The organism is Qipengyuania sp. S6317L1, from assembly GCF_023015615.1.
In the GTDB taxonomy this organism is placed as follows: Bacteria; Pseudomonadota; Alphaproteobacteria; order Sphingomonadales; family Sphingomonadaceae; genus Erythrobacter.
In genome coordinates this window covers 298,871-322,172 of the sequence record NZ_JALKAJ010000003.1, presented here as the reverse complement: position 1 = coordinate 322,172, position 23,302 = coordinate 298,871, and the positions used below count along the sequence as shown (strand labels likewise).

Below are 23,302 nucleotides of genomic sequence, written 5' to 3'. Positions count from 1 at the left end.
GGCCGTGCTCGTCGATAGCCATTGCCACCTTGAGTATAAGGGGCTCGTCGAAGATCAGGCCGGCGTTCTCGAACGAGCGCGTGAGGCCGGGGTGGGGGCCTTTCTCAACATCTCGACCAAGCGCGCCGAATGGGAACAGGTTGTCGCGACCGCCAATCGTGAAACCGATGTCTTCGCAAGTGTCGGAATACACCCCCATGAGGCCGATGCGCACGAAGACTTGGGCCGCGCAGAATTGCTCGCCGCGACAGAAAATGAGCGCGTAATCGGGATCGGCGAAACCGGGCTTGATTATTTTTACGAATATTCAGACCGCGCGGTGCAGGCCAAGCTTTTCCGGATGCACATCGATGTGGCTCGCGAGACCGGTCTGCCTGTCATCATTCACACCCGCGATGCAGAAGACGATACTTACGAAATCCTCGCCGACGAGATGGAGGAGGGCGCGTTTCCTGCATTGATCCACTGCTTCACCGCGTCCGCTGAGTTTGGCCGAAAGGTGCTCGATCTGGGGCTGACGATTTCGATCTCGGGGATTGTTACCTTCAAGAATGCCAAGGACTTGCAGGCCGTCGCTGTCGAAGTGCCTGAAGATCGCTTGCTGGTCGAAACCGACAGCCCGTTTCTGGCCCCTGTCCCGCATCGCGGGAAATCTTGCGAGCCTGCATACGTCGCCGATACCGCGCGTTTTCTAGCGGAATTACGAGGCACAGAGCCCGAACGCCTCGCACAGCAGACAACCGCTAATTTCACCAGGCTGTTTTCGAAGGCCGCCTTGTGAAGTTTATCATGCTCGGCTCTGGCACCTCGACTGGTGTGCCGCGCGTTGGCGGGCCTGATGGCACCGGTGACTGGGGCGACTGCGATCCGAATGAACCACGAAATCGCAGATCGCGTGTTTCGGTCGCGATTGAAAGCAATGACGGCTCGCGCATTCTGATCGACACGAGTTCCGACTGTAGAGCGCAGCTTTTAGCAAACAAGATCAATCGCTTGGATGCTGTTTTTTGGACTCATGATCATGCCGATCATTGTCACGGAATAGATGATTTGCGGGTCCTTCGTTATGGTCGTGGTGGTCCGATTCCAGCCTATGCACACACCGAAACCGTGCGTCGGCTTCGCCAAAGGTTCGGATACGTCTTTGCAAACCAAGATGGCTATCCCGATATTTGCAGCATCTCGACGCTTGAACGATTGCGCATCGTTGCCGGCTTCGGCGTCGAATGGTGCCAGATGGAACACGGGCCCGGTGAAACAACCGGCTATCGCTTTGAAGCCGATGGGAAGTCGATTGTCTATGCGACTGATTTCTCGTCGATCTCTGACGAAATGGTAGAAACATTTGAAGGCGCCGATATACTCGTGTGCGACTGTTTGCGGCGTGAACCACACCCGACCCACGCACATCTGGCAATGGCGATCGAGCTTGGCGAACGCACCGGCGCCAAACAGCTTGTGCTGAGCCATCTCGACAAGAGCATGGATTACCGCACATTATGCGACGAAGTTCCGGACTTTGTGACCGTCGGATATGACGGGTTGGAGATGGTGGCATGAGCGAAGGCTCTATTATATCAATCGTAGCGCTGCTGGGTTGGCTTATCCTCGCAGGCAGCGCGCTTGCATCCTTCCGCATGGGTTGGGGAAAGATGGCACAACTTGCATTGGTATGGCTGGCGATTTTCGCCGGTTTGTTTGTCATTGCTGACCTGATGGGGGCGACGCTCCCTAACTAGCTCGTGGCGTAATTTAACATAATATATATTATCATTCTCGCATTGAGGCATAGCTTATATCCCGATGGCCAGCGAAAACCACTCCTCCCAAATGAAACGACTGCTGCGCATCATGGAACGCTTGCGCGACCCGGAGCGCGGCTGCGAATGGGATAAAGCGCAGACCTTCGATACGATTGCACCTTATACGATTGAGGAAGCCTACGAGGTCGCCGACGCAATCGAGCGCAAGGACCTGGCTGAACTCAAATCCGAACTTGGCGATCTTTTGCTGCAGGTCGTCTTTCACTCGCAAATGGCCGCCGAGGCTGACGCTTTCACTTTTGACGACGTCGCACGCGCGATCAGTGACAAGATGGAACGTCGGCATCCTCACATATTTGGCGAGGAAACCGGAGCGATGACCAACCGGCGTTGGGAAGATCTCAAAGCAGCAGAACGCGATGACGCAGGATCATCAAGCGCTCTGGAAGGGGTCGCAAAGGCACTGCCCGCGTTGATGCGATCGGATAAGCTGCAAAAGCGAGCCGCACGTGTCGGGTTTCAGTGGGATGATGTTAGTGGTCCGAAGGAGAAGCTTGAGGAAGAGATCGAAGAGCTGGAGACTGCGAGCAACGATGAACGCTTGATGGAAGCGGGCGATGTCCTATTCGTCGCGGTGAATATTGTCCGGCGTTATGGTGTCGATCCAGAAGCCGCTCTCAAAGCGTCAAATTCGAAGTTTGAACAGCGTTTCAGGCGGATGGAGGTTCTTGCACAGAGTAATGGCCAAGACTTCGCCACGCTTTCCCTCGATGAGCAGGAAGCCTACTGGCAGAAAGTCAAAGCGCTAGAAAAGACCCAAGGTTAGAACTTCAAAGCGTTGAATATTGGCCCAATTCTTTAGGATTTAGCCGCACTGTCATCCGGCGTAGGGGGCCGTCCTCCCCTTCCCCAGCATCCTCATCTGCGAGGACCTCGCCATGAGCATGAAGCCATGCGATGCGGCGACCATCGGACACGGGCAGCGTGACTGTTACCTCACTTGCCTGCTCGGTGAGGATTTGTGCAATTTGTTCCTCAAACGCCTGTAATCCTGTGCCTTTCGCAGCCGATACGAGAACAGCACCCTGCCCCGCAGCCGCTTCTACGAGTTCGGCGATCCGGTCCTCGTCCAGCAAATCGGCCTTGTTCCAAATCTCGAGGATTGGAATCTCGCTTTGTCCGCTCTCGGCATCCACAACGCCAAGGTCGGCCAAAACCTCCATTACCTGCTTCTTCTGAGCAGCATGGGCAGGATTAGCCATATCGCGCACGTGACAGATAATGTCGGCGCCAGTCACCTCTTCGAGCGTCGCACGAAACGCGGCGACCAACTGGGTCGGCAGATCGGAAATGAAGCCGACCGTGTCGGAAAGAATGGCCTTTTCTACCCCCGGCAGGGAAATCGCACGCATAGTCGGGTCGAGGGTTGCAAAAAGCAGGTCCTCTGCCATGACCTCTGCGCCAGTCAAATGATTGAAAAGGGTGGATTTACCCGCATTGGTGTAACCTACGAGCGCGACAACCGGCCAGGGTGCCCTCCCCCTGCGCTCGCGGTGTAATGCGCGGGTCTTGCGAACCTGCTCAAGCTCACGGCGAAGGCGGCCCATGCGTTGGCGGATCATCCGCCGGTCGGCTTCGATCTGGGTTTCACCAGGTCCACCGAGGAAGCCAAAACCGCCGCGCTGCCGTTCAAGGTGGGTCCAGCTTCGCACGAGACGGCTTTGCTGATAATCCAGATGCGCAAGTTCGACCTGCAAACGCCCTTCGGCAGTGGCCGCCCGCTCGCCGAAGATCTCAAGGATTAGTCCCGTACGATCAATGACTTTGCGCTTGAGTTTGTCTTCAAGGTTGCGCTGCTGAATTGGGCTAAGCGCGCCATCCACGATCACAAGTTCGCATTCATGCTGTTCGCAGGCAATCTTGATGTTTTCGACCTGCCCGGAACCGAAGAGTGTATTGGGCTGCATCTGGCGAACAGGCAGGACTTCGGAGTGCGCGATGATCACACCGATCGCCAGCGCAAGTCCCTCTGCCTCGGCCAGCCTTTCCTGCGCGTCGAGGTCGTAGGAAAAGCTTCTCACATTAGGGCACAGGACCAAGCAACGCGCACCGCGCGTCACTTCGTCCATCAAGGTTTCATCAAAGCTCAGTAGTCACCCTCGTAATCGTCATCATCCTCATCCTCGCCTTCGTAATCGGGGTCATCGGAGAGGTCGACCGGGCTCGATGGCTGGATGGTCGATACTGCGTGCTTATAAGCAAGCTGCACTGCGCCGTCACGTTCGAGCAGCATGCAGAACAGGTCGAATGCAGCGATGCGGCCTTGCAGCATCACGCCGTTCACGAGGAACATCGTCACTTCGACCTGTGATGCGCTCACGCGGCTGAGGAACACGTCCTGCAGCAAACGCTGCTTGCCCGAGCCGTTGCGACTGGCAAACTGCTCAGCGTCGACCGGCCCACCGGGCATGATGGTAGAAATCGCGTGCTTGTAGACAAGCTGCGACTGGCCATCGCGGCGCAAAAGGATCGAGAAATTGTCGAACCAAGTGACAATCCCTTGAAGCTTTACGCCTTTGACCAGAAACATCGTTACCGGTGTCTTGTTTTTGCGCAGCAGATTTAGAAAAGCGTCTTGAAGATTGCCCTGCTGTTTCGCGTTACCCCCCGTGGAACGCGCAGCTGGTGCTGAAGACGGCTTTGATACGGGGCGGGGAGAGAGAGTTCGCCCACTGGACATATTATGCTCCTATTATTGGCGGTCGCTGTTACGATCCGCAGTCGCGCAGTAGCTTATACCAAGTTCAAGCTAAAGCTCTTTAGTATAATGGCAATTGATCGACAAAGCTGCAATGGTTCTGATGTGCCATTGCGAAGGTTTCGCGACAAAGGACCACAAACCTGTGGTTACTTATTCTCCATGTCGCGCCTGTCTGCCATGCCCAGAAGCTTAAGCTTGCGGTGCAGTGCCGAGCGTTCCATTCCGATAAAAGTCGCTGTTTTCGAGATATTTCCAGAGAACCGCCGGATCTGAATGGTGAGATATTCGCGCTCGAATGTTTCGCGCGCTTCGCGAAGGGGAACCCCCATCATCGCAGTGAGGCCTTCACCAGAACTCGCAAGACGACCACCGGTAATTTCGCCTGGCAGCATATCGGGTTCAACCACCCCAAGCCGATCGCGCGGGGTCATGATGATGGTTCGTTCGACCACATTGCGAAGCTGCCGCACATTGCCAGGCCAATCATACGCCTGAAGCGCTGCCATTGCTTCCTGGCTGATTTCTGGCGGGGCGATCCCCTGCTCGCTCGAGTAGCGGGCGAAAAATTGGTTGGTAAGCGAAGGTATGTCATCGCGCCGCTCGGCCAGTGAAGGGATCGCGACGGGCACGACATTGAGGCGGTAGAAGAGGTCTTCGCGAAATCGCTTCTCCTCCATCTCAACGGCCAGATCGCGCGAAGTGGAAGAGACCACCCGTACATCGACACCAATCTGGCGAGAGCCCCCTACCCTTACGAAAGACTGCTCTGTCAAAACCCGCAAAATGCGAGCCTGCGTCGACAAAGGCATATCGGCCACTTCGTCGAGATAAAGCGTTCCGCCATCAGCGAGTTCAAACAGGCCGGGCTTGACCTGCTTGCCATCGACCTCTTCGCCAAAAAGCTCCTGTTCGAACCGCTCCGGAGTTATGCGCGCCGAATTCACCAGAACAAAAGCACCATCGGCGCGGTTGCTCCAGCTGTGCAGCATACGCGCCGCGACTTCTTTACCTGCACCGGCAGGTCCCGAGATCATCACCCGGCTACCGGTGTTTGCGACGCGTTTCAATGTCGCGCGCACCGTGTTGATCGCAGAGGAATTGCCTGTGAATTCGGGCTCTCCCAAATTCATTTCGCGCAGCTGTGTATTCTCGCGGCGAAGGCGCTCGGTTTCGGTCGCGCGCTCGACCAAGAGCAACAAGCGCTCTGCTTCAAATGGCTTCTCGATAAAGTCCATCGCGCCCCGGCCCACCGCAGACACTGCGGTGTCAATATTGCCGTGGCCCGAAAAGATAATCACCGGAAGATCAGGTTCCCGCGCTTTGATCGCGTCAAGCGTTTCAAGGCCGTCCATCTCGCTTCCGTGGAGCCACACATCAAGCAGAACGAGGCTCGGGCGGCGTTCGTCGACGGCTGCCAAAGCCCCTGTGGAATCGGCCGCCGTGCGACATTCGTAGCCCTCGTCCCCGAGCACTCCAGCGACAAGCTCGCGAATATCGCGTTCATCATCAACAATCAGGATATCAAGCGCCATGCGCATCTCCGTGGGGCAATCTTATCATAAAGGGAAAATTCTGAGGTGGTCTGGCTGGGGTCACTGGGCATCGCCCTCCTTTGCCTTGGGAGCTCGCGCGAAGCGCAAGGTAACCCGCGTGCCCCCTTCCGGGGCGCTCGCAAAGCTCATATCGCCGCCGTGTTCATCAACAATCTTGTTAACAATGGCGAGCCCAAGTCCGGTGCCCTTCTCGCGGGTAGTCACATACGGCTCAAGCAGGCGTTCACGGTCGGTTGGAAGGCCGATTCCGTTATCAGCGACGATGATCGCGACGCGTTCGCCATCATCGATCAGGCTTACCTGTATCTGGCCGTTATAATCGGCCTCGGATTTGCTCGCACGCGCCTCCACCGCCTCAACCGCATTCTTGAGGACATTGGTCATAGCCTGTCCCAACTGATGACGGTCGCATTCGATATGACGCTCGGTGAGGTTCGCAGCGTCCAGTTCGAATCCGATCTGAGTATGCGCGACCTCTTGCAAGAAAACCGCCTGACGCACGAGATCGAGTGCATCTTCTCCGCGAAACACCGGTTTGGGCAGGCGAGCAAAGGACGAGAACTCGTCCACCATCTTGCGAAGGTCGCCAACCTGGCGGACAATTGTGCTGGTGAGTTCATCAAACAGCTCGCCATCCGCGGGCTCCACCTGCTTGCGATAGCGCCGTTTCAATCGCTCGGTCGCAAGCTGGATCGGGGTCAGCGGGTTCTTGATTTCGTGAGCGATCCTTCGGGCGACATCGGACCAGGCCGCTTGACGCTGATCGAGCAATTGCCGGGTGATATCCTCAAAGGTGATCACAAATCCGCGCGTGCCCGGCGCGACGGTCACAGCGAGAGTGAAGAACTCGCCTTTGTGCTCGTGGCTGACGATGCTTCGTTCTTTGCCATCGCTGATAACCTGCGCGATCTCAGCGGAAAGCTCTTCGAGCGGCTGGCCTTCTCCACCAGCGTTTTCATCGTCCCACAACAGCCCTTGCGCCGTCCCGTTCATCAGCAGCACGCGCATATCCTCATCGACCGAGACAACGCCAGCGGTCACCGATTGCAGCACAGCCTCCATGAAGGCGCGGCGCTCATCGATTTGCTTGTTTGCGCTTACTAGCGCGTCGGTCTGCTTTTCAAGCTGAGAGGTCATGCGATTGAACGCGCGGTTGAGGAGGCCGATTTCATCCCCGCCAGAACGCCCGTCTACCCGCATCGAAAAATTGCCCTGCCCCACTTTGTTGGCAGCGTTTATAAGCTCGGTCAGTGGCTCCACCTGACGATCAGCAAAGCGAAGGGCAAACCACACGGCAAGGCCAACCAGTAGTAAACTCATCGCGACCAAAGCAATGTTGAAGCGCAATTGCAGAACGCGCGCCTCACCGGTCAGGGTTTCATAGGCTGTGCCGATGGCCTGCGCGCGCTCCCATGAGTTGAACATGGTCTCTTCCGTCGTGCGCGCATTATAGAGGTAGATGCCGCTTTCCCGATCGATAGGCGCGATGGCTGCAATGCGTTCTGAACTCCCTTCCACGACGACAAATTCGCCTTGGTCCAGTGCCGGGAGCGCGGCGGTGCTGAAAGCAAGCGGGCTGTTGTCTTCCATCAGGTTCATGATCGCAGCTGTCCGAAGACTGCCATCGCTCAGCCTTTGCAGGATGGCGCTCTCGCTGATTTCGCGGCCCTGAGCCTGAAACGCGTAAAAGTCGGGGAAGTCGGGGTCGGTGATAGGGACGCGGCGAAGGATCTCCCCCATATCCACCGCCATTGTGATCGTGTTCTGCTGAACGTCGCGCTGGTTCGCGTCGTAGTAACTTTGTGCCAGCGCGTTGGCGTTTTCCATGAGGCCGCGCGACTCATCCGAAAACCAGAACGCGACGCCCGTTTGGAACAGAAACGCAGCAAAGCCAGCGACCAACAATGTCGGAACAGCGGCTACAATTGAAAAGAAGAACACGAGGCGCACATGAAGCCGGGACGTGCTTCCGGCCGCGCGGCGAAGCGCCATTCTCCGGCCAATCAGGACAAGGATCGACAAGGCTGGAACGAGCACTCCAACCAGAAGCAGCGAAACCTGCAGCGAAGGCAGCGCCCCTGCCTGTTCAGGCGTATTGGTATAAGCGATATAATTGGCGAACAGCGCGAGAACCAGGGCAGCCACCGACAACCATTCGAGGATAGGAAAAAGGTTGGCCCTGCCAGATAATTGGAGCAGATCACGCCACCTTTGAGCAGCGCCTTGCGCGCGGTCGCCTGAAACGGCCGGATCGCCAGTCATTTCTGACTCAGATTTGGGTGACACAATTCCGTCCATCGTTGCCCAGTTACAACAACTAGTGTTGCAAAATGGCAAGCTTAAAGTGACTGATTAGTCGCAAATCAGGGGGCACTCATCGCAAAACAGCGCGTAACTTGACGCGAGCCTCACATCTTAATGCGGCCGTGCGTAACGATCGGGTTCGATGAAAAGCTCGGTGATGCGTTTTCGCAAGGTATTGCGGTTGATCCCCAAAAGCTTCGCCGCGCGCAGTTGGTTGCCCCCCGTTTGCCTCAAGGCGTGTTCAATCAGAGGCTTTTCGAAAGCTGCGAGCGCACTTCCATAGACCGTCCCTGCAGGGGGGTCCTGGGCAAGCAGCCAATGATCGAGCGCTGCGGATATTCCGGCATTTGGATCATTGCCCTCACCATGTTCCGACATGAATGGCCGTTCGTCGCCGAGGGTGTCGATCAGGACTTCGCTGTCAATCGCGTCCTTGCGACTCATCACCGCGAGGCGATAGATCGCATTGCGAAGCTCGCGCACATTGCCACGCCAGTGCCGCGCCTCAAGCCCAGCCACCGCCTCCTTCGTCAGTTGTCGTTGAGGCAGGCCCTCATCGACGGCTTGAGCGAGGAAATGCTGCGACAGCACTTCGATATCCTCGCGTCTCTCGCGAAGAGGGGGGAGCTCAATCGGCACTACGTTGAGACGGTAAAAAAGGTCTTCGCGAAACTTACCAGCTTCGATCAGAGGCATAAGATCGCGATTGGTCGCAGCGATGATCCGGACGTCGACCGCAATTTCCTGACGCCCGCCAACGCGCCGAATACGCCCCGATTGCAGCGCCCGAAGGAGTCGGGTTTGAGCCTCGGGTGGCATATCGCCAATCTCATCCAGAAAAAGCGTGCCGCCATTGGCCTGCTCGAATTTGCCGATAGCCTGCGCCACGGCGCCGGTGAACGCGCCTTTTTCATGGCCGAACAGCTCGCTCTCGACCAGATCGTGCGGAATTGCGGCCGTGTTGACAGCGACGAATGGGCCGGTCCGCCGGCTGCCCAGTTGGTGCACCGCCTCGGCTACCAACTCCTTGCCGGTGCCGCTCTCGCCTGTGACCAGCACGGTCAGGTCATTGCGAAGCACCCGAGTGATCATGCGATAGACGCTTTGCATCGCGGGCGAGCGACCTACCAAGGGCATGCCATCGCCCTCTTCGCTCATCGAGATGGCCTCGGATGTGTCCTTATGGCTCGCAGACGCCTGCGATACGGCGCGCACCAGTTCATCGAGATCGAAGGGCTTGGGGAAATACTCGAATGCGTTGTTATCGCTTGCACGCACTGCCGTATCGAGGGTGTTTTGCGCCGAAAGCACGATGATCGGCATATCGGGCGCATTTTGACGAACACTGCCAAGGCTTTGCAGACCGTCACCATCTTCGAGCATGACGTCGGTCAACATCACGTCAAACTTGCCATTCTCGAGATGAATATCGCGCTCCGCGATCTTGCTACAGCGCCTGATCGCATAACCTTCGTCTTCAAGGGCCGCCGTAATAACGGTTGCAATCGCACTGTCGTCTTCGACCAGAAGAATTGATCCTGGCATGGCGTTCAGGCCCCCTCACTCTTGGCAGCATCGGTTTTGGCAAGCGGCAGGTGAACCCGGAAGCTTGTAATCGCACGTTTTGCATCGCGTTCGTGGCTGATTGAGCCGTTCATGTCGTGCACCAGCTTTCGTACCAGCGCGAGGCCAAGCCCCTGCCCCGATGGTTTGGAGGAAACAAAGGGCTCAAAAATATGGTCGCGCATGGCGCGTTCAACACCGGGCCCGTTATCGCTGATCGTGATTTCAATTGGCAAGCGAACGGCCCGTCCCAACCGGATGGCGCTGAACGCCAGGCCGCTGACGAAACGGGTTCGGACGGTGACCTGTCCTTGCGCTGCCGAACTCACGGCATCGCGCGCGTTGGAAATCAGGTTGATCAACACCTGCTCCAATGCATCCCGATTGGCGAGCACGGGGGGCAAGGAAGGATCAAACTCCTCGATGATTTCCACCTTGCCCTTGTCCGCCGCGCGCACAGTTGCAATCGCGGTCCGTATTGCTTCGTGCGGGTTGCACGCGCTCACTTCTTCCGGTGTGCGCGCGCCCAATTGCTGCATGCGATCAATCAGGCGAACGATCCGGTCCACCTCGTCGGTGATCATCGTTGCCAGCTTCGCATCTGCGCCCCTTAACTTGCGCGCAGCGAGTTGAGCAGCGCCCCGAATGGCAGCGAGCGGGTTTTTGATTTCGTGAGCAAGGATAGACGGAGCGCCAAGAGACGAAGCCAGTTCTTCATCGTTACCTGTTTCCTCGTAGCCCACCTCTGACAAAGTGATCACCCGCCAGCCAAGATGACTGACAAGCGGTGATGCGGTCAAATTGACGCGCCTCTCGGCTTCGCTCGTCGAAATGGTAATTTCACGCGCGACAAGAGCCGCTTCGTTTACCGAAAGGCGGTGCTGGACCCGCGGATCGAGCGGTCCGATCAGCTCAATCAGATCCTGGCCAATCACTCGCTTTGCGCTCTTGCCAAGCATATTTTCCGCCGACTGATTGAGCTCGGCGACCCTCAATTCCGGGTCGATGAGAATGAGTGCGAAAAGCAGGCCTTCGATCTGCTCGCTTGCGCCCGGGCGCAGGTCGGGACTTGTAGACAAATGAGATGGAATAGCCACAGCTCCCGCCTATTCGGCGTCAGGCCGCTTTGGCCGTACGGCCAAGGAAGGGCTCGTAAAACCGCTCAAGCTCATCGAGGACGACGTCGGGGTTGTCGATCAAATTCGCCTTGTTTCGAAAGTCAGCAGAGCCATGCATCCCCTTGGTGTACCAACCAAGGTGTTTGCGCGCGATCTTTGTGCCGACTTCGCGACCGTAATGGTCAAGCATACGCTGGTAATGCTCGACAAGCGTCGCATATTGTTCATCGAAGCTTGGCGTTGGAATGACCTCGCCCGTGCGCCACCAGTGCATCACCTGGCCCAACAGCCACGGTTTGCCATATGCGCCGCGTCCGATCATGAGCCCGTCTGCGCCTGATTGTTCGAGCGCCTTTGCAGCATCATTGATTGTGCAGATATCGCCATTGACGATGACAGGGATCGAGACAGCTTCTTTGACCTTGCGGATAAAGGACCAATCGGCGCTGCCTTTATACATCTGATTGCGCGTGCGGCCATGAACGGTGATCATCTTGACGCCCAAGTCTTCTGCAATGCGGGCCATTTCTGGCGCGTTGAGGCTTTGATGGTCCCACCCCATGCGCATTTTCACGGTGACGGGCACATCGACCGCCTTCACCGTCTCTTCCATCAACTTGGTCGCCAGCGGCACCTCTCGCATAAGCGCAGAGCCTGCAAGCTGGCCGACGACTTTGCGAACCGGGCACCCGAAATTGATGTCGATAATCGCTGCGCCATTGCCCTCTTGCAGCTTCGCCGCTTCGCCCATGGAGCCCGGGTCACAGCCGACAAGCTGCATCGAAACCGGCTCTTCGGTCTTGTCCCATTCCGCCTTTTGCACCGATTGGCGCGTCTCGCGAATAGCCGCCTCGCTTGCGATCATTTCAGTCACGTTGAGACCAGAGCCGTACCGGCGCACAAGCGTGCGGAACGGTTTGTCGGTGACACCTGTCATGGGAGCAAGGATCACGGGCTCATTGATCGTGACGGGGCCGACTTGGATCGGTTTCAAAGGAGGTGGTGCGGGGATTTCAGACATAAGAACAATACAGGCAAAGGACGCGCAAAAGCGGAGGGGTGTGCTTAAATTTTGTGCAGCGCATAGTGCATTGCTAATGGGCCGTCCAGACCTTAAGCGCTTGGGGAGATGGCGAAGAATACCCCCCTCCCCGATTTTGCAGCTATAGTCGTAGCCGCTGGCAAGGGTTTGCGCGTCGGTGGCGACACGCCGAAACAGTTTCGCAAATTCCAGGGAAAGCCGGTTCTGCGTCATTCGGTCGAAAGGTTGCTGGACGCAGGCGCGTCGCCTTTGATCGTGGTCATCGCCGAGGGAAGCGAAGGACACGCCGAAGACGCACTCCACGGCCTCGAAGGGTTCCAATTTGTATCTGGCGGCGCGTCGCGTCAGGATTCAGTACACGCCGGGCTTGAGGCGATTGAAGATAGCGAGCCGGCCCGCGTGTTGATCCACGATGCTGCGCGCCCTCACCTGCCTTTTGCAGTCGTTGAACGGCTCATTACGGCCCTCGACAATCATGCCGGTGCCATCCCGGTGCTTCCCGTTGTCGACAGCCTTGCTGTGGCAAGCGACGACGGCACCATGAATGGATCGGCCAGGCGCGAAACCCTTCGAAGGGTTCAAACACCCCAAGCGTTTCGATACGATGAGATCCTTGCGGCACACCGCGCTTGGGATCGCTCTACGGACGCTGGCGATGATGCACAGGTGCTCGCGGCAAGCTCCGGTTCAGTTGCGCTCGTCCAGGGGGATGAACGCTTGAAAAAAATCACATTTGCCGACGATCTGGAGGACAACGCAATCAAACCGCCCTTTCGCATTGGTCAAGGATATGACGTGCACCGCCTCGAAGAGGGTGAGGAGTTGTGGCTTGGCGGGATCAAGCTCGAGCATACTCACGGACTTTCAGGGCATTCGGACGCCGATGTGGCGCTCCATGCCATTACCGACGCGGTGCTCGGCGGTATCGGCGACGGCGATATTGGCACACACTTCCCGCCCAGCGATCCGCAATGGAAAGGGGCACGCTCGGGCCAGTTTCTCGAACACGCCGTTAAACTTGCCAATGAAGCGGGTTATGCCATTGGCAATGTCGACCTCACCATTATTTGCGAAGCACCCAAAATCGGACCGCACCGTCCCGCGATGCGCGCCAAGGTCGCAAAGCTGATGGGGCTTGAGGAGGCGCAGGTCAGCATCAAGGCAACCACCACGGAAAAACTCGGATTTACCGGCCGGAGCGAAGGTATCGCTGCACAGGCCGTCGTATCACTCTTTGCAATGGAGACCCGTTCATGAAATCCAAGATTATCAGCACCGCGCTCGCTTTCACCGCGCTTGCTTCAGCTCAGGCCGCAGCAGCGCAGCAAGCGTGCGTCGAGAGCGCGGACGTCTCCGATACGGTAACCTATGCGATGCCGATGCTTTACGATGCAGTGCAGGGACCGTGCTCGGCGGAATTTTCGGCAAGCGAATTCATGACAAACGAGGCGGATGCCTTCATCGCTCAGTTTGCCAGCCTTCAGGACACATCGTGGCCGGGCACCCTGCGGTTGCTCAAAGTCTTTATGGCGGCAGATTCGGCAGAAAAGGGCAAAGGCGAAGATCCCATGATGGCCGCTCTTGAACAGATGCCGCCAGAAGCCTTGCGACCGCTGGTCGATGCTTTTGTCGGGCAGATGATCACAAATGACCTTGCCAAGGATTTGAAACCTTCAACCTGCGGCGATATTGCCGAGGCTATGGAATTGGTAGCACCTTTGCCGCCCGAGAACATCGGCGGGCTCGCAAGCTTTCTGGCGCGCGTCACAGGGCTCGACAATCCTGCTGTTTGTGGAACACCGCAAGCGACACAAGCAGCGCAGGCGGCAGAGTAAGACAGACCCGTGAGCAATTATCTCCTCTCCGATGAAATTGGTGCGCTTGCCGCGCGTGTGGTGAAAGAAAACGCGAAAGCAGGCCGCAAGGTTGTCACGGCTGAAAGCTGCACGGGCGGTCTAGTTGCAGGAGCCCTGACCGAGATAGCGGGGTCGTCGGCGGTGCTCGACCGTGGCTATGTCACCTATTCAAACGAGGCCAAGATGGAGATGCTGGGCGTCGCTCAGGATATTATCGAAACCTTCGGTGCAGTCTCGATTGCGTGTGTATGGGCAATGGCAAAAGGCGCGCTTGAACGCTCCGATGCCGATGTGGCGGTGGCGATCAGCGGCGTCGCAGGACCGGGTGGCGGCTCGCAATTAAAGCCTGTCGGAACGGTCGTATTTGCCCGTGTGGTGCGCAACCAGTCGGGCGATCCCGAAGGCGAACTTAAACACTTTGAAGGCGGGGACGGCCCCGGCGGCAGAGCCGAGATACGGCGTCAGGCGACGATATGCGCGCTGGAATTGCTGTTGCCGTAGAGGTCGCCGGCGCGTTTCTCAAAAGCGGCGACCATCTTGCGAAAAGCGCGGTCAAAATATTGCCCTGCGAGTGCTTGAAATACCCGATTCTTGAATTCAAAATCGACCGCAAAATCAATCTCGCAGGTGTTCTCGTCAATTTCGCGGAAGGTCCAGACGTTGTCGAGGTCGGATAGCGGTCCATCGACATAGTGAACCGCGATCTGTTTGGGACGGTCCTTCAACACACGCGAGGTGAATGTCTCGCGGATGGATTTGAAGCCCACCACCATATCGGCGAGCATTTCCGTTTCGGTGTTTGAGCGTACACGGGTCGCAACAACCCAAGGCAAAAACTCACGATACCTTGCAACATCCGCCACCAGATCGAACATCTGTTCTGCGCTATACGGTAGCCTTCGGGTTTCCCTGATCCCAACCATCAGACAGCCAGATGATCACGCTTGCGGTTTTTGGCGAGCTTTTCCTCGCGCGCCTTGCGCATCACTGCAAAGTCATCACCAGCGTGATAACTGGAGCGAGTCAGCGGACTTGATGCCACTTGCAGAAAGCCTTTGGCACGCGCGATGGACCCGAACGCCTTAAAAGCTTTCGGCGTCACGAACTCTTCGACTTTGGCATGTTTGGGTGTTGGCTGGAGATATTGACCCATCGTGATAAAGTCGACCTCGGCAGAGCGCATGTCATCCATCACCTGATGCACTTCGAGGCGCTCTTCGCCAAGACCGAGCATGATGCCCGATTTGGTGAAGATCAGCGGATTATGAACCTTCACCTCTTCGAGCAAACGCAGCGAGGCATAATAGCGCGCGCCTGGGCGAATGGTCGGGTAAAGGCGCGGAACGGTTTCGAGATTGTGGTTGTAAACATCAGGCCCCGCCTCACAAATCGCCTCAACCGCCGCGCGCATTTTGCCGCGAAAGTCAGGTGTCAGGATCTCGATGGTGGTGTTCGGCGTGTTGCGGCGCAGCGCCTCAATCACCTTTACAAACTGACCCGCCCCGCCATCGGGAAGGTCGTCGCGATCGACGGAGGTGATGACGATATGTTCAAGCCCCATTTTCGCAGCCGCAACCGCGGTGTTTTCTGGCTCCATCGGGTCAACTGCGCGCGGCATACCCGTCTTCACATTGCAAAATGCGCAGGCGCGGGTGCACACATCACCAAGGATCATCACAGTCGCGTGCTTTTTTGACCAACATTCACCGATGTTGGGGCACGCCGCCTCTTCGCAGACCGTGTTCAGATTGAGTTCGCGCATGAGCTTGCGCGTTTCGTGATAGCCTTTGCTGACAGGTGCGCGCACCCTGATCCAGTCAGGCTTGCGCTGACGCAGCGGGCGTTCTTGGTCGGACGACACGCCAGAAGATGACTGGGCAGGTGAATTCGATAGGTCGTTCATGCCCGCTCATTTAGGCGCGTTCCCCGTCCGCCGCAAGCGAAGCAAATGATACGCCGATCAGCCTAGGCCAAGATTAGGCGACATCGCCTCGCACAATTGAGTATTGGGATGAAGCCAATTCACCGCTACGGGGGCCTCCATGCTGGAAACTGCAATACAGACTTTCACATCTCCGGTGGTCCTGTTCTTCGTGCTCGGACTTCTGGCAGCCTTCGTGCGTTCGGACCTTGCGATCCCGGAACCGATTGCCAAAGCCATGTCGCTCTATCTGATGGCAGCGATTGGCCTTAAAGGCGGTGTCGCTGTCTCGAAATCCGGGATTGATGCGACTGTAATTTCTGCCCTCGTCGCCGGGATTGTCGCAGGCTTTCTTCTTCCTTTCTTCGCATACGCAATTCTCAAGACATTCGGGAAGCTCGACCGCATCAACTCCGGCGCAGTCGCTGCGCACTATGGTTCGATCAGCGTCGTCACATTCGTCACCGCAACCGAAATCCTCACCGGACAAGCGCGCGAGCCGGGTGGATATATGGTTGCCGTCATGGCCGCGATGGAAGCACCGGCAATCTTGAGCGGCCTGATCTTGGCGCGAGGCGCAGGAGGCTCCGGGAACCAGAGCACCGGCGAAATGCTGCACGAGGTGTTCACCAATTCTTCAATCGTACTTCTTCTTGGCGCGTTCGTCATCGGCATGGTCGGCGGCGAGGCTGGCTTTGACGAGGTCAGCCCCTTCTTCGAGGCTGGGTTCAAGGGTGTCCTTTGCATCTTTCTCCTTGATATGGGCCTGATCGCCGCACGCCGGATGATTGACGCGCGTTCCGTCACGTGGCGATTGGCCGCAATCGCGATTTTCCTGCCGATCGTGAACGGTCTTGCCGGGACCGCTCTTGGTGTGGGCATCGGCCTCGACGCAGGATCGTCCGCAGCCCTTGGCGTCTTGTGCGCCAGCGCAAGCTACATCGCCGTTCCAGCTGCCATGCGGCTTGCCCTGCCCGAAGCCGATCCGGGAATTTACCTTACCATGTCGTTGAGCATCACTTTCCCATTTAACGTGCTCATCAATATCGGTGTGATAAGCGCCTTTGCTGCCTTTCTCACCGGGATCACCGGCGCAGATGGAGGGGTTCGATGATCGAAACAGTTACCCGCAAACGAATTGAAATCCTGACTGACAAGGCGCTGCAAAAGCGCGTGACCGACGCGATTGAGAAAGCCGGAATTATCGGCTGGACTATCCTTCCAGTCAGCAGCGGCAAGGGACGCGAGGGTGTGTGGCGCGAGGAAAGCGTGATGGGCACGGACAAGGTCTTCGTCCTGACAATAGCGTCGGAAGAAAATGCACAGGCTCTTGCAGAGGCCCTTGCACCTATGCTTACGAACTTTGGCTTCCTGCTGTCGATGTGGGATGTTCAAGTCATTCGCGGGGAGAGGTTCACCTGAACGCTTCCTCTGCATTCTAAAGAGGGGGCGCAATTGCCCGAATATGCTGAGCTTTTGAAAGGCTACCGCCGGTTTCGCGAGGACACCTACCCTCGACAAAAAGAGCGTTTCGACAAGACAATCGCAGAAGGGCAGCATCCAAAGCTGCTGATCATCGGGTGCTCTGACAGCCGCGTGGACCCTGCACAGATTTTCGACGTTGACCCGGGCGATATATTCGTCGTCCGCAACGTCGCTGCGCTGGTTCCTCCCTTCGAAACCACGGGCGGACAACACGGCGTTTCGGCAGCGGTCGAATTTGCCGTTCAAATGCTCGAAGTCGCGCAGGTTGTCGTGATGGGCCATGGCCGATGCGGCGGCTGCCAGGCAGCCCTTACCAAAGCGTTTGAAGACACTGACCATGGCAAAGGCGCGTTTATCGCCAATTGGGTGGGCCTGCTCGACGAGGTGCGAGACAAAGTGGCCCGCAAATACGGGACCGAAGGCCGCAAGGCAGAGCTAGCGATGGAATTCGCAGCCATCAGGCAAAGTATCGACAATTTGCGTACCTTCCCGTGGGTCGCAGAAAAAGAGGCGGCTGGAACGCTCAAATTGCGCGGCGCGCATTTCTCCATTGCTGAAGGAATTCTCTACTCGCTCGACGAAGAAACCGGTGCGTTTCTTCCCGAGGAATGATCACTTCCCTCCTCAATCTACGCGAGAAATGAAGGCATTATGGCTGATAGTGAACTTAAGAACATCGCCCTGCTGATTGACGCAGACAATACGATGCCTAGCGGAATTGATCCGGTTCTGACCGTCATGGCAGAACTTGGTCAGGTGAATATTCGCCGCGCCTATGGTAATTTTGCCAAGGACAATCTCGCGCCGTGGGAAACGATCACCAACAAATTCGGGATCCGGCCACAGCAGCAATTCGATGTATCGAAGGGCAAGAACGCAACCGACATGGCGATGACCATCGACGCGATTGACCTGCTGTATCAGGGCAAGGTCGATGGATTTGGCCTGATGACATCGGATAGCGACTTTACCCCCCTTGTCACGCGCCTGCGCCAGGACGGCATCATCGTTTACGGTTTTGGCGAAGCAAAGACGCCTCAAGCGTTCAAATCGGTGTGCACGCGCTTTATTGATATCAAGAAGCTGATCGCGACCAATGCCAGCGACAATAACGGCACCAAAAAAGAAGCGTCCGGGTCTGAAACTTCGGTTGATGACGATTTGCACGAACTCATAACCGCCGCCTATTCCGAGGCGAAAAAAGACCACGGCTTTGCGCGTCTCTCCCAAGTCGGACAGATCGCTGGCAATCGCTCGAGTTTCGATGTCAGGAACTACGGGTTCAAGAGCCTCAAGGATCTTTTTGAGAGCCTTGATAACTTCAAGCTTGAGACACGCGACGATAATCAGGTTTACGTCAAGCGCGTTAGATAGGCGCTGCCGCAGCGACAACGCACAAAAAAGGGCGCCGGAATTGCTCCCGGCGCCCTTTATGTTTGGCCTATCGGCTGAACTACATTGTCGTAGCGGTCGCCGGTGCGTCCGATGGCATGACATCGGGAGTAGCGCCTGCCTCAGCTTCAAGCTGATTGGCATAAGCCGTCCACAGCATTGCCAGTGGCTTGCGTGTACCGGTGATGCGGCTCAGGCTTTCGCGAGCGGCTGCGTAGTCGCCTGCACCGATCTGTGCGATGGCAAGACGGTTAAGCTCTTCGCCAAGTTCAACCCCTGGCATCGCTACGGCACGCTCGTAAAACTTCACCGCCTTGTCGTATTCGCCATAGCTCAAGAATGCATCGCCTGCCGCAACAACGGTGCGAAGGCCGGCATTAGCCGCCGAAGCGTCGGCTTCGAGTGCTGGCAAGTCAGCGCGGTCGCTTGCGATACGGCCGTTGGCGACGCCAAGCTGCTCAACCATGTAAAGGTTTGAGTCGACGAGGATGCCAGCGGCCTTGCCCTCTTCGATCACGCTCTTCACTTCGCTTGGAAGACGACGCGCATCGGCGACTTCGATGTAGAAGTCATAGTCAGATGCCGTGTTGAGAGCACCCGTCTGGCGTGAGAGGCGGAAAAGATCGAGCATCTCAGCCGGGGTGAAATTATTGAGGTTGCGAGCAATGTTGATCGAATCGCGCCAATTGGTCTCGCTCGGGAAGTCGCTAAGCCACATGGCCGCAATTTCATACACGGCTGGAGTGAGCTCATTCTCATAAGCAACCGAGATACCGCGACGATACCATGCTTCGTCCACCGTTTGACCGGCGGCTTTCTGCTCGGCGATCGCGTCGTTCAGATATTTGATGCCAGCATCAAATTCGCTGTTGCCAAAGTAGCTCTCCATCATCGCGATGCGAAGGCTCGCCGGGTTGATGTTTTCGGCCGTGAAATTGTTGTCGATCGCAGCCTGAAGATAGGTGCGCGCCTTGGCGACCATATTCTGACGGTCAGCAAGCTGATAGGCGATGAAATTGTAACGCCCGGTATTTGCTGCCTCGACCATGCCGCTCGCCAGCATGGCTTCCATGCCTTTAAGCTGAAGAGCCGGATCTTGCAGCCGCACACCAGAGTTGAACATAAGCCCGCCGCCAGCGATCTTTTCATCTGGCGTATTCAGAAGCCCTGCAAGCGCGTCGAATTGTGCGCGTTGTGAAGCGAGATCGGAACCTTCCGTGCCCATCAGCTCGTTCAATGGCTGATACACGGCGATAAACTCTTTCGAGTAACCGCCGCCATCGCTCTCGTCTTTTTTCTTCTTGCGCTGCGCGCTTGCCTCGGTCGGCATAACCGCAGTTGTCGCAACAGCAGCGCCTGTCGCCATGGCAATGGCAAGAGCGAGCGAAGACGTACGCTTGCGTGAGAAAAATGTAATCATTGTTGGTCTCTCCAGCAAAAGTTTTCAAAGCCGACCGTTGGGGCGCGGCTGATTGATGAATCTCTAGGCCGCTCAATGAACGAGGCGGTTTCCTATTGCAATTGGTACTAGAGGAAGTGTGCTGAACGAGGATTGAATGGAGCGCACATATCATTCCCCGGCGTGTAATTATTGTTCGCAGAGCCTCGTGATCCGCTGCGTGGCGTCCAACGCCTGTCCCAAGTGTGGAAAAAGCCCGGAATGAACGGGTATCTGCCCCCCTATCGGTAGCACTCGCTCGCACGATACCCTACATTGCAGACATAGAAATAGAAGCGAGCGAAAAGGCTTTTCCTTGAGCGACGATAACGACATTCTCGAACCTTCCGCATCGGCTCCGCAGCCAAGCGAATATGGCCGCATCGACATCGTCGATGAAATGAAAACGAGCTATCTCGATTACGCAATGAGCGTGATCGTTAGCCGTGCCCTCCCCGATGTGCGCGACGGCTTGAAACCGGTCCACCGCCGTATTCTTTACGCCTCCAAGCTTGGTAACTTCGTCGCCGGACGACCTTACGTAAAAAGCGCGAAGATTGTGGGCGACGTGATGGGTGATTTCCACCCGCACGGCGATAGCGCGATCTACGATGCCCTGGCGCGTTTGACGCAGGATTGGTCGATGCGCGTCCCCCTGATCGATGGTCAGGGCAATTTCGGATCGATGGACCCTGATCCGCCTGCGTCCATGCGTTATACCGAGGCGCGGCTTGCGCGTGTCACTGATACGCTGCTCGATGACCTTGATAAGGACACGATCGACTTCGTGCCGAACTACGATGGCCGGAAGAAAGAGCCGTCCGTCCTTCCCGCCCGCTTCCCCAACCTCCTGGTCAATGGCGCGGGCGGTATTGCCGTGGGCATGGCGACCAATGTCCCGCCCCACAATCTGGGCGAGGTTATCGACGGCTGTCTGGCCTTCATGGACAAACCCGCAATCACATCAGAAGAGCTGATCGAGTATATTCCGGGACCGGATTTCCCGACCGCTCCGTTGATCCTCGGGACCAGCGGCGCGAAAGCTGCCTACACCACAGGTCGTGGCTCGGTCCTGATGCGTTGTCGCCATGAGATTGAGACGCGGCGCGGCGACCGCGAAAGCATTGTCTTCACCTCAATTCCCTATCAAGTCGGTAAAGCGGGCCTGGTCGAAAAGATCGCCGATGCCGCCAAGGAAAAACGGATCGAAGGCATCGCCGACATCCGCGACGAAAGTTCGCGAGCGGGTGTGCGCGTGGTCATCGACCTCAAGCGCGATGCGACCGCTGAGGTTGTTCTGAACCAGATCTGGCGTCACACACCTGCGCAATCCTCTTTCCCGGCGAATATGCTGGCAATTCGCGGCGGGCGTCCTGAAACGCTGATGTTGCGCGACTTCATTCAAGCCTTCATTTCTTTTCGTGAAGAGGTCATCACCCGCCGCACCAAGTTTGAGCTTAACCGCGCCCGTGAACGCGCGCACATTTTGCTCGGCCTCGTGGTTGCGGTCTCCAACCTTGATGAAATCGTCGCGATCATTCGTGGTGCGCCAAACCCGGCAACCGCGCGCGAGCGTTTGCTCGCCAAGGAATGGCCAATTGGCGACATCGCGCAATACATCCGTCTGGTTGAGGCGATTGAGCCTTCTGCCGATCAGGAAGGCGGCACTTATCGCCTGTCAGTGCGCCAGGTGAAAGCCATCCTTGATCTGCGCCTTCACCGCCTTACGGCTTTGGGCCGCGATGAGATTGGCGATGAACTTGCCGAATTGGCAGAGCGGATCGAAGAGTATCTCGCCATCCTTGCTGACCGCGTTAAGCTTTATGCTGTGATGCGCGAAGAGCTTGAGGAGATCCGCGCGACCTATGCGACGCCTCGTCTTTCCGAGATTGCGCCGGCATGGGATGGTCTTGATGATGAAGACCTGATCGAACGCGACGATATGGTCGTGACCGTCACCCTCGACGGCTACATCAAGCGCACGCCTTTGAGCACCTTCCGCGCGCAAAATCGCGGCGGAAAGGGGCGCGCTGGCATGTCGACCAAGGACGAAGATGCCATCGCCGAAATGTTCGTCACCTCGACGCACAATCCGGTGCTGTTCTTCTCGACCGCCGGCAAGGTGTATCGCATCAAGGTGTGGAAGCTCCCCGAAGGAGGACCGGCAACGCGCGGTCGTCCGATCATCAACCTGCTTCCCGCGTTGGACGATGGCGAGACGATCCAGACCGTGCTGCCGCTTCCCGAAGACGAGGACACCTGGGGCGCGCTCTCGGTCGTGTTTGCCACCGCCAAGGGCAATGTGCGCCGCAACTCGATGGATGCGTTCAGCAATATCCCGTCAAACGGCAAGTTCGCCATGCGCTTTGACGAGGATAGCGATGATCGCCTGATCGGCGTACGCCTGGTCGAGGCGGGTGATGACGTCATGCTCGCTTCGAAAGCCGGCAAGGCAATCCGCTTTGGCGCCGAAGAAGTGCGCGAGTTCACTTCGCGCACATCCACCGGCGTTCGCGGCATGAAGCTTCCCGAAGGCACCGAAGTCGTCTCGCTGTCGACGTTGAGCGCGACCGGCACCACGCCTGATGAACGCGAACAGTATCTCAAATTCGCACCCTACAAGGGCGAGCGCGAGGGCGAGCCGAATATGTCGCCCGAACGCTTCGAAGAGATCGAGGGCAAGGAGCAATTCATCCTCACCGTATGCGCCAATGGGTACGGCAAGGTGTCGAGTTCCTACGAATATCGCACGACCGGGCGCGGCGGTCAGGGCGTTGTCAACATCGACAACATCGAGCGCAACGGCCCTGTAGTGGCAAGTTTTGTTGTGGGCTCTGGCGACCAGCTCATGCTTGTCACAGATCAGGCAAAGCTTATCCGCATCGGACTTGAGAGCCTTCGTGTACTGGGCCGCAATACGGCTGGCGTCCGCCTTTTCAATGTCGGCAAGAATGAGCATGTCGTCTCAGCCGTCAAAATCGACGAAACCGAAGAGCCTGAGAACGAGAGCGAAGAGGCAGTCGTCGAGGAAATGGTCGATCGCCGCGGCGGCGGGGATGTCACCTCGCCCGAAGGTCCTGCTGATCCAGAGTGATCTTGCGCTACC

The 23,302-nt window shown here is 57.2% G+C and carries 22 protein-coding genes; 12 read left to right on the top strand and 10 right to left on the bottom strand.

Translation table 11 applies throughout. The features are described 5' to 3' along the window. The first annotated feature begins 4 nt into the window (after positions 1–4). The 4 genes from MWU38_RS09185 (at position 5) to mazG (ending at position 2,589) form a co-directional block, all read left to right on the top strand. Positions 5–781, top strand: coding sequence for a TatD family hydrolase (locus MWU38_RS09185; RefSeq protein WP_247271548.1), 777 nt, complete (start codon positions 5–7; stop codon positions 779–781). Further along, on the top strand, positions 778–1,560 hold the full coding sequence (locus MWU38_RS09180; RefSeq protein WP_247271547.1) for an MBL fold metallo-hydrolase: 783 nt from the start codon (positions 778–780) through the stop codon (positions 1,558–1,560). Before MWU38_RS09185 ends, MWU38_RS09180 begins: the two co-directional genes overlap by 4 nt. Continuing rightward, positions 1,557–1,739: a hypothetical protein gene (locus tag MWU38_RS09175; RefSeq protein ID WP_247271546.1), complete on the top strand. Its 183-nt coding sequence runs from the start codon at positions 1,557–1,559 to the stop codon at positions 1,737–1,739. The genes MWU38_RS09180 and MWU38_RS09175 overlap by 4 nt, the downstream gene beginning before the upstream one ends. Positions 1,740–1,830: 91 nt before the next feature. After that, a complete protein-coding gene (gene mazG / locus MWU38_RS09170; protein ID WP_247271545.1) occupies positions 1,831–2,589 on the top strand; it encodes a nucleoside triphosphate pyrophosphohydrolase in 759 nt (252 codons plus the stop codon). Between the two features lie 4 nt (positions 2,590–2,593). Here the strand turns inward: mazG and hflX are convergent, their stop codons facing one another. From hflX to dusB, 7 genes are all read right to left on the bottom strand, one after another. Then, positions 2,594–3,892 (bottom strand): GTPase HflX, encoded by a 1,299-nt coding sequence (gene hflX, locus MWU38_RS09165; protein WP_247271544.1) that lies wholly within the window; start codon positions 3,890–3,892, stop codon positions 2,594–2,596. 17 nt (positions 3,893–3,909) lie between these two features. Further along, positions 3,910–4,503, bottom strand: a complete 594-nt coding sequence (gene hfq, locus MWU38_RS09160; RefSeq protein WP_247271543.1) for an RNA chaperone Hfq — start codon at positions 4,501–4,503, stop codon at positions 3,910–3,912. Positions 4,504–4,670: 167 nt separating this feature from the next. Further along, the gene (locus MWU38_RS09155; protein ID WP_247271542.1) at positions 4,671–6,056 is read right to left on the bottom strand and encodes a sigma-54 dependent transcriptional regulator; all 1,386 of its coding nucleotides are present in this window, start codon (positions 6,054–6,056) and stop codon (positions 4,671–4,673) included. Positions 6,057–6,116: 60 nt separating this feature from the next. Next, positions 6,117–8,339: an ATP-binding protein gene (locus tag MWU38_RS09150; RefSeq protein WP_247271541.1), complete on the bottom strand. Its 2,223-nt coding sequence runs from the start codon at positions 8,337–8,339 to the stop codon at positions 6,117–6,119. 153 nt (positions 8,340–8,492) lie between these two features. Next, positions 8,493–9,926 carry a sigma-54 dependent transcriptional regulator gene (locus MWU38_RS09145; protein WP_247271540.1) on the bottom strand — a complete coding sequence of 478 codons (1,434 nt, stop codon included), beginning with the start codon at positions 9,924–9,926 and terminating at the stop codon, positions 8,493–8,495. Between the two features lie 5 nt (positions 9,927–9,931). Beyond that, entirely contained in the window at positions 9,932–11,023 is a 1,092-nt protein-coding gene (locus tag MWU38_RS09140; protein WP_247271539.1) for an ATP-binding protein, read from the bottom strand. A 37-nt stretch (positions 11,024–11,060) separates the two neighbouring features. Further along, positions 11,061–12,083, bottom strand: a complete 1,023-nt coding sequence (gene dusB, locus MWU38_RS09135; RefSeq protein WP_247271538.1) for a tRNA dihydrouridine synthase DusB — start codon at positions 12,081–12,083, stop codon at positions 11,061–11,063. Between the two features lie 108 nt (positions 12,084–12,191). Here dusB and MWU38_RS09130 point away from each other — a divergent pair, with 108 nt between their 5' ends. From MWU38_RS09130 to MWU38_RS09120, 3 genes are read left to right on the top strand one after another with little or no spacing between them, the layout of a single operon-like run. Next, positions 12,192–13,361, top strand: a complete 1,170-nt coding sequence (locus MWU38_RS09130; RefSeq protein ID WP_247271537.1) for a bifunctional 2-C-methyl-D-erythritol 4-phosphate cytidylyltransferase/2-C-methyl-D-erythritol 2,4-cyclodiphosphate synthase — start codon at positions 12,192–12,194, stop codon at positions 13,359–13,361. Further along, the gene (locus tag MWU38_RS09125; RefSeq protein WP_247271536.1) at positions 13,358–13,939 is read left to right on the top strand and encodes a hypothetical protein; all 582 of its coding nucleotides are present in this window, start codon (positions 13,358–13,360) and stop codon (positions 13,937–13,939) included. The genes MWU38_RS09130 and MWU38_RS09125 overlap by 4 nt, the downstream gene beginning before the upstream one ends. Positions 13,940–13,948: 9 nt before the next feature. Then, positions 13,949–14,461: a CinA family protein gene (locus tag MWU38_RS09120; protein ID WP_247271535.1), complete on the top strand. Its 513-nt coding sequence runs from the start codon at positions 13,949–13,951 to the stop codon at positions 14,459–14,461. Here MWU38_RS09120 and MWU38_RS09115 read toward each other — a convergent pair. Both MWU38_RS09115 and lipA read right to left on the bottom strand, forming a co-directional pair. Further along, positions 14,422–14,883 carry a type II toxin-antitoxin system RatA family toxin gene (locus MWU38_RS09115; RefSeq protein ID WP_247271534.1) on the bottom strand — a complete coding sequence of 154 codons (462 nt, stop codon included), beginning with the start codon at positions 14,881–14,883 and terminating at the stop codon, positions 14,422–14,424. The genes MWU38_RS09120 and MWU38_RS09115 overlap by 40 nt on opposite strands. After that, on the bottom strand, positions 14,883–15,863 hold the full coding sequence (gene lipA, locus MWU38_RS09110) for a lipoyl synthase (RefSeq protein ID WP_247271533.1): 981 nt from the start codon (positions 15,861–15,863) through the stop codon (positions 14,883–14,885). The genes MWU38_RS09115 and lipA overlap by 1 nt, the downstream gene beginning before the upstream one ends. Before the next feature lie 139 nt (positions 15,864–16,002). On the opposite strand from lipA, the gene MWU38_RS09105 reads away from it, so the two are divergent. From MWU38_RS09105 to MWU38_RS09090, 4 genes are read left to right on the top strand one after another with little or no spacing between them, the layout of a single operon-like run. Continuing rightward, a complete protein-coding gene (locus tag MWU38_RS09105) occupies positions 16,003–16,995 on the top strand; it encodes a sodium-dependent bicarbonate transport family permease (RefSeq protein WP_247271532.1) in 993 nt (330 codons plus the stop codon). Beyond that, positions 16,992–17,303, top strand: coding sequence for a transcriptional regulator (locus MWU38_RS09100; RefSeq protein WP_247271531.1), 312 nt, complete (start codon positions 16,992–16,994; stop codon positions 17,301–17,303). The genes MWU38_RS09105 and MWU38_RS09100 overlap by 4 nt, the downstream gene beginning before the upstream one ends. 33 nt (positions 17,304–17,336) lie before the next feature. Beyond that, positions 17,337–17,978, top strand: coding sequence for a carbonic anhydrase (locus MWU38_RS09095; RefSeq protein ID WP_247271530.1), 642 nt, complete (start codon positions 17,337–17,339; stop codon positions 17,976–17,978). Positions 17,979–18,017: 39 nt separating this feature from the next. Then, complete coding sequence (locus MWU38_RS09090; protein WP_247271529.1) at positions 18,018–18,740, top strand: NYN domain-containing protein; 723 nt, start codon at positions 18,018–18,020, stop codon at positions 18,738–18,740. Positions 18,741–18,819: 79 nt separating this feature from the next. On the opposite strand, the gene MWU38_RS09085 is transcribed toward MWU38_RS09090, so the two are convergent. After that, a complete protein-coding gene (locus MWU38_RS09085; RefSeq protein WP_247271528.1) occupies positions 18,820–20,178 on the bottom strand; it encodes a hypothetical protein in 1,359 nt (452 codons plus the stop codon). 334 nt (positions 20,179–20,512) lie between these two features. Here MWU38_RS09085 and gyrA point away from each other — a divergent pair, with 334 nt between their 5' ends. Beyond that, positions 20,513–23,290, top strand: a complete 2,778-nt coding sequence (gene gyrA / locus MWU38_RS09080) for a DNA gyrase subunit A (protein ID WP_247271527.1) — start codon at positions 20,513–20,515, stop codon at positions 23,288–23,290. The last annotated feature ends 12 nt before the right edge of the window (positions 23,291–23,302 follow it).